The 10,556-nt window shown below is 44.4% G+C and carries 10 protein-coding genes; all 10 read left to right on the top strand.

The window, feature by feature from the left end; translation table 11 throughout:
* The first annotated feature begins 73 nt into the window (after positions 1–73).
* The 10 genes from DW657_RS09030 to DW657_RS08985 all read left to right on the top strand — a co-directional run bounded on the left by DW657_RS09030 (position 74) and on the right by DW657_RS08985 (position 10,352).
* Entirely contained in the window at positions 74–541 is a 468-nt protein-coding gene (locus DW657_RS09030) for a hypothetical protein (RefSeq protein ID WP_118312265.1), read from the top strand.
* 8 nt (positions 542–549) lie between these two features.
* On the top strand, positions 550–876 hold the full coding sequence (locus DW657_RS09025; protein ID WP_117588094.1) for a DUF4134 family protein: 327 nt from the start codon (positions 550–552) through the stop codon (positions 874–876).
* Between the two features lie 141 nt (positions 877–1,017).
* Positions 1,018–1,326 carry a DUF4134 domain-containing protein gene (locus tag DW657_RS09020; RefSeq protein ID WP_117588093.1) on the top strand — a complete coding sequence of 103 codons (309 nt, stop codon included), beginning with the start codon at positions 1,018–1,020 and terminating at the stop codon, positions 1,324–1,326.
* A gap of 16 nt (positions 1,327–1,342) precedes the next feature.
* The gene (locus DW657_RS09015; RefSeq protein WP_118312264.1) at positions 1,343–1,651 is read left to right on the top strand and encodes a DUF4133 domain-containing protein; all 309 of its coding nucleotides are present in this window, start codon (positions 1,343–1,345) and stop codon (positions 1,649–1,651) included.
* A 30-nt stretch (positions 1,652–1,681) separates the two neighbouring features.
* Positions 1,682–4,606 carry a TraG family conjugative transposon ATPase gene (locus DW657_RS09010; RefSeq protein WP_118312263.1) on the top strand — a complete coding sequence of 975 codons (2,925 nt, stop codon included), beginning with the start codon at positions 1,682–1,684 and terminating at the stop codon, positions 4,604–4,606.
* A gap of 5 nt (positions 4,607–4,611) precedes the next feature.
* Positions 4,612–7,263 (top strand): PspA/IM30 family protein, encoded by a 2,652-nt coding sequence (locus tag DW657_RS09005; protein ID WP_118312268.1) that lies wholly within the window; start codon positions 4,612–4,614, stop codon positions 7,261–7,263.
* Between the two features lie 51 nt (positions 7,264–7,314).
* Entirely contained in the window at positions 7,315–7,680 is a 366-nt protein-coding gene (locus DW657_RS09000) for an ORF6N domain-containing protein (RefSeq protein WP_118312267.1), read from the top strand.
* Positions 7,661–8,491, top strand: coding sequence for a hypothetical protein (locus DW657_RS08995; protein WP_118312262.1), 831 nt, complete (start codon positions 7,661–7,663; stop codon positions 8,489–8,491). Before DW657_RS09000 ends, DW657_RS08995 begins: the two co-directional genes overlap by 20 nt.
* Before the next feature lie 101 nt (positions 8,492–8,592).
* Positions 8,593–9,333 carry a DUF5045 domain-containing protein gene (locus tag DW657_RS08990; protein ID WP_228114790.1) on the top strand — a complete coding sequence of 247 codons (741 nt, stop codon included), beginning with the start codon at positions 8,593–8,595 and terminating at the stop codon, positions 9,331–9,333.
* 278 nt (positions 9,334–9,611) lie between these two features.
* Complete coding sequence (locus DW657_RS08985; protein ID WP_118312261.1) at positions 9,612–10,352, top strand: hypothetical protein; 741 nt, start codon at positions 9,612–9,614, stop codon at positions 10,350–10,352.
* Positions 10,353–10,556: the final 204 nt, after the last annotated feature.

Here is a 10,556-nt window from a genome sequence, read left to right as displayed (position 1 = left end):
GTGATTTTCGCCCCTATATTGCAAAAAAGTAGTTCCTTTGCACCCGAATTTTTAACAAAACAAAATCAAGACAATGGGAGCATTTTGGATATTCGCAGCAATATTGACATTTGTCTATATCGTCTATTATGCCGTTATAATGGCCATGGACACTGTAGGCGACAAAGGTAAGAAAAAGAAAGACGTAGAGGTGTTTGCCGTTGGCAATTCCTCACAAGAAGCGTTTGTCGAGGAACCAACCTTCATCAAGGAAAAGGAAGCCTTGCCAGACACCTCTTCGGCAAAACAAGAAACCACCCCATCGGAAGCCACCGTCCAAGAGCCTTCCATCTCGCCAGAGGAAAGCGGCGAGGACATAGCCTCCAAGATTATGGCAACGGAAGACTCCGAGCTATATGCCAAGGCTGTGGCAGCCAAGGCTGAGATGGTGAAGGTAGTTGCCGAGAGCGAGGATGAGATAGCAGCCGCAGACTATGACGACAAACGACTAGCCTTGTTGGTTGCCGAAGGCGATGATATGGCAGAAAGGATGAGCATATGAGAAAGATAATGAAGAAAAGGTATTTTCTAGCCTTTCTATTCATGGCAATATGCCTTACGGCCTCCGCATCCTGTGGGACAACCGATTACAGCGGAAGCTCAGGAAAGCTCTATGACATGGTAGTATATGTCGTTGCCATGTGCAGTTTGACTGTTCAGCTACTATATGCCATTGCAGCCGTCCTGTCCATCTACAGTGCTACCAGCATCTACATCAAGTTGCAAGCAGGAGAGGAAGGCTTCACCAAGAGTGTGATGGTGCTTGTAGGCAGTTGCCTCTTCATGATAGGTGCAACCATCGTGATGCCAGCATTCTTCGGGTTCAACTTTGGTTAAATTAAATTATAGATAATAACAATCAAAACAAAAAAAGTATTTATGAAAATTAGCATTTTTAAAAACGCAGTAAGCGCAAAGGACTTTGTGTGCTCTGCAACCAAGGGCACAAAGGCTCTAGTTGGCAACCCAAGAGTAGCCATGGTGTTCACTCTCCTCTTTGTCTTTACCCTGGGAATGTTTGCCCAGAACACCGCTGGTGACTATTCGGCAGGAACAACAGCCTTGGGAACGGTGACCACCGAGATTGCCAAGTATGTTCCAGTAGTGGTGAAGCTCTGCTATGCCATTGCAGGTGTCGTTGCCGTGGTTGGAGCCATCTCCATCTACATTGCCATGAACAATGAGGAGAACGACATCAAGAAGAAGATTATGATGACCGTGGGCGCATGTATCTTCCTTGTGGCAGCTGCCCAGGCATTGCCATTGTTCTTTGGTGTAACCAACTAATCGTCATCAATAAATTATGGCAAATGAGAGTCAAGAGCAATATCCTGACTATCCAGTATTCAATGGACTCCAAAAGCCCCTTGAATTTATGGGTTTAAGGGGTAGGTACATATATTGGGCTGCAGGAACCGTTGGAGGAGGCATTTTAAGTTTTCTCATCGGTTACGTTGCCTTCGGTTTTCTAGTAGGCCTTGTCTTGATTACATCCATCGTAGGCTTTGGAGGAGCGATGATATTCATCAAGCAGCACAAGGGCTTGCATTCCAAGCACTCCCCTGTGGGTGTTTTCATCCTTGCCCATCTTGCGGAACATCAGAAAAGATGAGCAAGTTTATCATTTAATAAATTCATAGATATGATTTTACTTTTCGTTTCGGTCGTTTTCATTTCCATCCTCGTAGGTATGGCTATTTCTGTAGGTGCGTTCGGCACTGGAGGAAAGAGAGCCAAGATCTTCGAGGATATTTATTTCAGCATAGAGGAAGTGGATGGCATCGGCGTGGTATATACCAAGAAAGGCGACTACTCCGCCGTTCTGAAGATGGAGAATCCAGTAAGGAAATATTCCGCCGACACCGATAGCTATTACGAGTTCACATCACTCATGGCGTCAGTGATGCAAGTGCTTGGAGATGGCTATGCCATCCACAAGCAAGACATCTTTGTGCGCAAGCAGTTCGACATGAGCAGCATCAAGGGCAAGAACAAGGATGCCAAGAAGCGTTTCCTCTCAGATGCCTACTTCCGCTTTTTCAACGGAAGAAGCTACACAGAGGCAACCACCTATCTCACCATTACCCAGAAGGGCAAGAGCGGCGGACTGAAAGCCTACGACAACAACAAGTGGAGAGATTTCAACGTAAAGATACAAAAAGTAGCCGACCGATTGAAGAGTGGTGGAATCACATGCCGCTTCCTTGGCGCAAGGGAGTGTCAGGAGTTTGCCGACCGCTTCTTTGCCGTTGACTTCAAGAATCCTACCACAGGCATGACCGACTTCAAGGTTGACAGTGAAGAAATCGGCATGGGCGACCAACATGTAAAAGTATATAGCCTGCTGGATGTTGACAACGTAGGTTTGCCAGGCATGATACGCCCCTACAGCGACACCGTGGTGAACAACTCGGTGATGCCAGAGGACTTGCTGTCGGAGCTAGACCATATCCCAGGTGTAGATACTGTCATTTACAACCAAGTCATCTTCTTCCCGAACCAAAAGAGGGAGATGGCAAAGCTAGACAAAAAGAAGAACCGTCACGCTTCCATTCCAAACCCATCCAACCTGATAGCCGTAGAGGACATAAAGGCAGTTCAAGACGAGGTGGCAAGAAATGGCAAGCAACTCGTATATGCACACTACAACCTGGTGATAAAGATAGAGGCAGACAAGGACTTCCAGAAAGTCACCAACAACCTAGAGAACATCTTTGCCAAGTATAGCATCCATATCTCCAAGAGAGCCTACAACCAGCTGGAGCTGTTTGTGGCGAGCTTCCCTGGCAACTGTTTCCGTCTCAACCAAGACTACGACCAGTTCCTCACCATCTCGGAGGCCGCCTTGTGCCTGATGTACAAGGAACACCAGGCGAAGGGCGACAACTCCCCCTTGAAGTGTTACTATACCGACCGCCAAGGAGTGCCAATGCCAATAGACACGACAGGTAAGGAAGGAAAGGTGAAATACACCAACAACAGTAACTTCTTCGTCCTAGGTCCTTCGGGAAGTGGCAAGAGCTTCTTCATGAACACCGTGATGCGCCAGTATTACGAGCAAGACACGGACATCGTGATAGTAGATACAGGAGATAGTTACGAAGGCTTGTGCAGTTACTTCGAGGGCACCTATATTTCCTATAGCAAGGAAAAGCCAATCTCCATGAACCCTTTCAAGATTACCAAGCTGGAGTATGACCAGAACTTTGGCGAGAAGAAGAACTTCCTGAAGAGTCTCATCTTCCAGATATTCAAGGGAGCGGAGATGCCGTCCAAGATAGAGGACACCATCATCAACCAAACCATCGTGGAGTATTTCGAAGCCTACTTCAATCCGTTCGAAGGCTTTACCGACGAAGAGCGGCAGAAGATGAAGGACACCCTCCTTCTCCAAGACAAGACCAACGGCAAGTATGAGGAGTATGAGCAAGAATTGGAAGAGAAATATGGAGAGGACTTCGACTTTGAATCAGCCACGGCAGAGGCAAAAGATGGCAAAGACCTCACCAGACAGCAACGCCTGAAGGGGAAGTTGCAAGCAGTCATCGATGACGCTGCATCCACCGAAGGTGAAAAAGAGAATGCCAAGAAGAAACTGATGCTTCTCACCCCGGAGGTGATAGAAAACAACTATCTCATGCGCATCGAGCGCAAGCTGGAAAAGATAGAGAGACAGAAGAAAAAGCTGAAAGTAAAGGAACTCTCCTTCAACACCTACTATGAGTTTGCCTTGGAGCGCATTCCTCAGATACTGCACCAACAACATATCGAGTTCAACATCAATGACTTCGCCGCTATCCTCAAACCTTTCTACAAGGGAGGAGAGCAAGAGTATATCCTGAACAATGACTTGGACAGCAGCCTGTTTGATGAGAAGTTCATCGTTTTCGAGATAGACAAGGTGAAGGACGATCCAGTTCTCTTCCCTATCATCGTGCTCATCATCATGGATGTGTTCACCCAGAAGATGAGAATCAAGAAAGGCAGAAAATGCCTGGTCATCGAGGAAGCATGGAAAGCCATAGCCACCCCAGTGATGGCCAACTATATAAAATACCTCTACAAGACCGCCAGAAAGCACTGGGCGATGGTTGGTGTTGTGACACAGGAGATACAAGATATCACCTCCTCCCCTATCGTGAAGGAAGCCATCATCAACAACTCCGACGTGTTCATGTTGCTAGACCAAAGCAAGTTCAAGGACAAGTTCGATGACATCAAGGCCACCCTCGCCCTCACCGACAACGACTGCAAGAAAATCTTCACCATCAACCGTCTGGACAACAAGGAAGGCAGAAGCCCATTCAAGGAAGTATTCCTGAAGAGAGGGCAGAACGGCGAGGTTCTTGGAGTGGAGGAGCCACCGGAGTGCTACATGGCCTATACCACGGAGAAAGCCGAGAAGGAAGCCTTGAAGCTCTACAAGAAGCTCATGGCCACCGACTACCAACATGCCATCGAGCAGTTTGTGAGCGACTGGCACAACAGCGGCATCAAGAAGAGCCTGGAGTTCTCCCAGAAAGTACTGAAGGAAAAGAAAGTGTTTTACTACAAGAACAAGCAATGAAAACCATGCGTAGATTAAGTGCCATAATAACTATGCTGTTGCTAGCCACCTTGCCGATATTCTCCCTGTCCTATCATGCGGTGAACGTTGACAAGGTGACGGCTGCAGCCATGACCGCAGCTTACGCTTCGGAGGCAGAGATGGAGGCGATGAACACCAGCAACCTGCAAAATATCGTTGACCATTACAAGAGTGCCACCGTAGCCACTGCGGGAATTTTACTATCCAAGAAGAAGGACAGGGATGCCATGCGTAACCCTGGCCTTTTTGCGTCTGAGGAAAACTACTATTACAAGCGCATCCTCAACCTTGTGAAGAACGGTATTATGCCAAAGTTGATAACCGTAGCCTCCAAGATGGTGAAGCAACCCCAAAATGCCATCTACTGGGGGCCTTACCTGTTCAAGACCACCGAGAACGTGGAACAGCTTTGCAAGCAGTTCGAGCTAGTTTGCACCAATGGCAAGCTTAGTTTCAAGGATGTGACGTTCCTCCTCATCAACGATGACCTGCGAAAGATATTCGACCTAGCGCAGATGGGTGCAAATACCAACTGGGGCGACCTGTTGGACAAACTTGGATACTTTGGCGACGGACTCACGAAAGAGGACATACAGGAAGACTTCAAGAACCTTGGTAGCCTCTTGGCCTCCATTGGTGGAAACACCATCGACAGCAACTTGCAAGAAGGAAGCAAGATAGGCAAGATTTTCCACATGAAGCCAAAGGAGATTGCAGACCTCTACAAGAACTTCAAGGAGCAATACGACAAATACAAGGAAGCAGGAAACGTGGAGAACATCCTGATGCAAGTAATCCAGACCGCCGATGCCGACGGCGTGGCCAGACTTTTCAAGGTTGACGACTACAACATCACAGGCTATATCAGCAACTACATCAAGGAGATGCAGGGACAATATTACACCCAAAGATGGTACATAGCCCAGGTGAACAGTGGCTCGCAAGTCCTCGCCACCTACAAGCCGTCCCCACCTACCAACACCAACAACAACTACAACTGGCCAGGATGGACATTCAAGTGCAATTCCCAAAAGAAGACAGCCCCACCCTATCCAACCCTCACCACCTCGGAATACAATCAGTTAAAGAGCGCAGCCGAGAGTGAGACAGGATGGAATGCGACTAAAAAAGCTGATTACGAGAAAAAGAATCCAGGACATACCATAACCCTCAGCTATCAGACCGTTTCCTATAATTACATCTGGGACAAGAGCGGAGGAACCTTTTCGCATTCCAAGCACGAAAGAGGTAAGCATTTCTGCGTATATATGACAGTTACGGACACTTGGAACATCAAGGATGAGGTGTATGAGGAAATCTTTGATTCCCAGACCATGAACCTGGAAATCTTCAAGAAGAAGATGGAATCTCGCTTGAAATACTACCAAGACCAAGAGGCCGACAAGGAAGGCAGCACCCTCTCCTATAAGCTGTGCTCCGACCCACCAAGATACTATGCCATGGCCGATGAGAAGAAGATGGAAGGCTGCAACTCCGTAAGTTTCACAGCCACCTGTGACGGAGGAGCATCCCTAGGAGAAGGCAGCTTCAACTGGAAGGAGAACGGCAAGCAAGGCAGTTCCCTCAATGAGAAGTCAAAGGAGTTTGCCATGCGCAGCACCCCGGACTCAGAAAATAACAATGTGGATGACCTTCTCACCAAGCAAAAGGAGTATGAGGCACAGATTTCCACCTTGAAGCAACAGATTTCCAGCAACGACAAGAAGCAGCAAGAGCTAATAAAGCAAATTCAGCAAGCCCAGTCGTTGGGCAACCAGGACAAGGTGAAGAGCTTGCGCAGCCAATATGATTCCATCACCAGTGAGACAGCAAGTTTGAAGCAACAGCTCAACAATACACAAAAATCCCTCAACGAGCTGAACAACAATGTAAACGAGTATTACGAAGACCTTGCCGACAACTTGGACGGTCCCTACAGAATACCATCCAACATGAAGGAATTGGAAGGCATGTACCAGCTACAATGGACAGACGATGGCAACTGGGTGGAAGGCAGCAGCCAATATGTCTTTGTAAGACATGGCTATTGTCCGTCGGTGAAGTCAACGGTGACCTATACAGCCACCCTCACCTTGCAACAGAAACCAAAGTATTTCCTTGGAATCAGAATCCATCGAGCCATATTGTCCGTGGATTTCAAGCTCACTAGCGAGTATTCCAGCGACAATGTCGTGGCAGTCATCAAGCTAGACATGAACAAGAGCGAGAAAGAAAGAGCCGACGAGGTGAATGCCAAGCTGAAGGAATTGATGGAAGACATGCCCAACTGCAGCATCAACATCAAGTACAACTATGCCTCAAAAGCTGATGATGACGAAGACGAAGACGGCATCCATCTGCTATGGGCTAGCGACCGCCTGGATGTAGCAAGAGAAGTTGACTACCAGCTCACTTCCATCTACTCACAGCTTGTCATCTTGGAGAAAGTGATGCAAGACAGAGAAACCATCCTCGACTTCCTGAAGCACAAGATATTCGATGTAGTGAACAGGGCATCCAGAGGAGCCATCGCCGAGTATGCACTTACAAGATGGGAAGATGCAAGTATGGCGGCAATGAAGAAACAGGCAGGAGTAGAAGGTAAGAAAGATAATACCCCATCCACACAAAAGTAATATAAAATGTTTAAGGTCACAATTTGTGACCTCAAAAATAAAGATAAAAATATGGCAAATAGCATAAATAAAAAAGAACCATTAACAAATTGCGACCAGTCCCAAATGGATGTCGTAAAATGTGAGGGGCATGAACTTGCAGGTAACATCGAACCTCTAATAAAGGTCATTCGAGGAAAACAAGTTATGCTCGACCGAGACTTGGCCGATTTGTATGGAGTGGAAACTGGACAATTGAACAGGCAGGTAAAACGTAATATAGAGCGTTTTCCTGAAGACTTTATGTTTCAGTTGACAAAAGAAGAATGTCCAAGATGCCAAATTGGCATCTTGAATGAAGAACGTGGTAGTAACATTAAGTATTTGCCTTATGCTTTCACGGAAAAATATAAGAAAAATGAGAACAAGAAATCATAATACTTACACCTATTATATTATAGTGGCATTGCTGGCATGGCTTCCAATAAAAAGCCATGCCCAGTTTGGCATCAACGACATGCCATCCATGGAAGCGATGATTTCCAACCACAAGACTGTAAGAACAGCCTTGGATATAAGAATGATAGCTGAGCTAGGAGTAGAACAGGCACATGAAGGCTCGCAGAAAAGCATCGAGGGATATCAGGAATCCAGCAAGAGGCTTGATAAATACAAACGCTGCTTTGACATCATCGACCTCATTTTGAATGGAACAGCCACGGCTTTTCATGGAGTAAGAACCTATCAAAGCTGCAGTAGCAACATCAAGAGCTACCTACAGCTTCTGAACGAGTATGAGGAAAAGATACTCTTGAAGGGCAAGATATGGTCATCGGACACCATCATCTATACAACAAGCAAGCAAACCATAGAGGATATAAAAAGTTCCGCTTCCAGCATCTATAAATCCTATATAGATTTGTCAGCCTACCTCACAGGGACGGCAGAGTGCAAGACAGAATCCATGATGCTCTGCTTGCAATGTATCAATGAGAACATGGATGCCATCGACGCATCTGTCAGAAACGCCTACCTAACCCTTTGGAGCTACATGACCATTCGCCTGGGGTTCTGGAAAAAAGAGATATTCAGAGCCAAGACCATCAGGGAGATGGCGTTGGAGGCATATGACACATGGAAGAAATCGCAGTACATTGCCTACAACAACCTTCAAAGCCCTTCCACCGAGAAACATAAGGCTTTGGGAGGAGGGGGCATTCTCGGCGGCAGGTCAAGAGGAGACATTTAGTTCCAATGGATAAAAGACATATATAAGTATAGGCTTATATAAAACAATAAAGAAACAGACATATAAGTATATAAAAATATAATTATATTAAGCAATAATCAATGAAACATATAAGAATTTTATTTTCATTAGTGGCAATGTTATTCATCTCCACGACATCAAGAGCGCAAGGAGCCGAGGTTACCTATATTCATGAAGATGACATCATGAATCAGTTTACAGTAATGGAAACTGGTGCTGGCAGTCTTAAACCAAGAGAATACTATCAACTTATGCACAAGAGTTACCAAAAAACAGCAGCAGCCACCAACAAGTTGAGTTTTCGCTTGGAAAATCAAGTATTGACCAACAAGGAAGTTCCTTTGGCGGAGAAAGTGGATTCCGACTTGGTAAAGAGAGAGAAGGTAGAAGCCACCAACATCGCTACAAGAACACCAGGCGCAGGCGATGTCGCCTGGATGATGGAAAAGGGAAAGATAGAGAGTAAGATGAACACCTTCGAAAGCAACATCAACAAGATAGTAAGCTATGGAGGCAGCAGCGATGACTTCAAGAACTGGAAAGACATCTACAATAGTCTCGACTGTGCCATCAAGCTCATCAGAAAGTCCTATCTAGACCTAGGCAGTCGAAAGAAGGAATATTTGGCCATCTACCAAGACATAGTGAAGCGCAACCTCTCCCTCACAGGGCAACTAAGATATTGGAAAAGTCTAAAGACTGTCAAACAAGCCCAGCAGAAAGCAACGAAAATAGACAGGCAATCAAGCAATACGGTGATAGCAAACAATGCCATGCGAAGATGGCAGAACGCCATGGCCGTGGATGGTTTCTCCAAATAAGCAAACAAATACACCTATATTCGCATAATTATATAACCATATAAAAATATAATTATATAAGAAAATAAAGAAATATAGCAACAAAGAAATAAGGCAATAATACAATAAAGAAACAGAAAAATAAGGATATAAATCAGTCGTTTTACTCAAAAGTACAATAAAATATATGTGAAAACTAAACTTTTAGTTAATAATGTTGCTCAATTCAAGAAAAAGCTGTATCTTTACAGCCAAAAATAGGTAAAACGGCAATAATGTCAAACCAAAGAGTAAATGATATGAGCAACAAAAATTACAACAATTATAGCATAGCAAAGAAAACAATAGCAGTAGTATTCCTTAGTTTGATAGGAATGCTAAATGTGATGGCACAGACTGGGACGGTAACACGTAAATTTTATATGAAAGGATACAACAACCATCCAGATACGTGCCTCACTACTTTATTTATAAATGATGGCAGTTTTTCTGGACTTAATCTAACTCTTTCCTGCTTCGATAAAGGAGTAAAAATTAAGGCTGGATTAGAAACAAAAAATAGACCTAATTGTTTGACTGACTTTATTAATGAATTAAAATTTATAAAAGAAAAATATATAGAGTGGTCATCTATAGCAAAGGAAAATGGTGTGAAGAAATATTCCAAGGAAATCGGTTATTACAAAAACAATCCTGCATTATTTCTTCAAGCTACTAAAAACGGTTTTGAATACTATCAAGACATGAAAATCGCAGCTATACATGAAGTACATGCCATGTTTAATGTAGATGAAAAAGGAGAGTGTAATGTTTTTATGGGGTGGAATGGAATTCCTTTTATAAGAACCAAAGGTTACAACGAAGGAATGCTTACATCCTATCCTATCAAAGAAACTTTTTCTGTGTCGCAAGTTTGTTTTAATTTCAACAGCGAACAACAAATACAGAGTTTAATCGATGCTCTTAATTTGGAAACTGCAAAATCAGAACTACTCAACAAAACTGAAAAGGATAAAAATCTTGATTCTTTATTCAAATAATCATAAGCCTCTTGCGTTAGCAAGGGGCTTTGTTGTATATTCACCTCAATAATCTATACCCTTGCATTAACACCGAGGGGTTAAAGGGGGCGAGCAGCCTCATTTATAACAGTTTACACGATACATCTTAGAAAAAGAATATGTTAAATAAAAAGGTATATCGTGTTTATGCGGCCATTTTTATGTTTTTCCATTACTTTTGTG

Source organism: Prevotella sp. AM23-5, assembly GCF_003473645.1.
Classification (GTDB): domain Bacteria; phylum Bacteroidota; class Bacteroidia; order Bacteroidales; family Bacteroidaceae; genus Prevotella; species Prevotella copri_A.
Note: the sequence above shows the minus strand (reverse complement) of the source record. Positions and strands in the feature narration are given on the sequence as shown.

Excerpts from the sequence above, each read along its gene's own strand:
- DW657_RS09005 (WP_118312268.1), top strand. The coding sequence starts at position 4,612 with ATGCGTAGATTAAGTGCCATAATAACTATGCTGTTGCTAGCCACCTTG.
- DW657_RS08990 (WP_228114790.1), top strand. The coding sequence starts at position 8,593 with ATGAAACATATAAGAATTTTATTTTCATTAGTGGCAATGTTATTCATC.
- DW657_RS09020 (WP_117588093.1), top strand. The coding sequence starts at position 1,018 with ATGGTGTTCACTCTCCTCTTTGTCTTTACCCTGGGAATGTTTGCCCAG.
- DW657_RS08985 (WP_118312261.1), top strand. The coding sequence starts at position 9,612 with ATGAGCAACAAAAATTACAACAATTATAGCATAGCAAAGAAAACAATA.
- DW657_RS09025 (WP_117588094.1), top strand. The coding sequence starts at position 550 with ATGAAGAAAAGGTATTTTCTAGCCTTTCTATTCATGGCAATATGCCTT.
- DW657_RS09000 (WP_118312267.1), top strand. The coding sequence starts at position 7,315 with ATGGCAAATAGCATAAATAAAAAAGAACCATTAACAAATTGCGACCAG.
- DW657_RS09030 (WP_118312265.1), top strand. The coding sequence starts at position 74 with ATGGGAGCATTTTGGATATTCGCAGCAATATTGACATTTGTCTATATC.
- DW657_RS08995 (WP_118312262.1), top strand. The coding sequence starts at position 7,661 with ATGAGAACAAGAAATCATAATACTTACACCTATTATATTATAGTGGCA.
- DW657_RS09015 (WP_118312264.1), top strand. The coding sequence starts at position 1,343 with ATGGCAAATGAGAGTCAAGAGCAATATCCTGACTATCCAGTATTCAAT.
- DW657_RS09010 (WP_118312263.1), top strand. The coding sequence starts at position 1,682 with ATGATTTTACTTTTCGTTTCGGTCGTTTTCATTTCCATCCTCGTAGGT.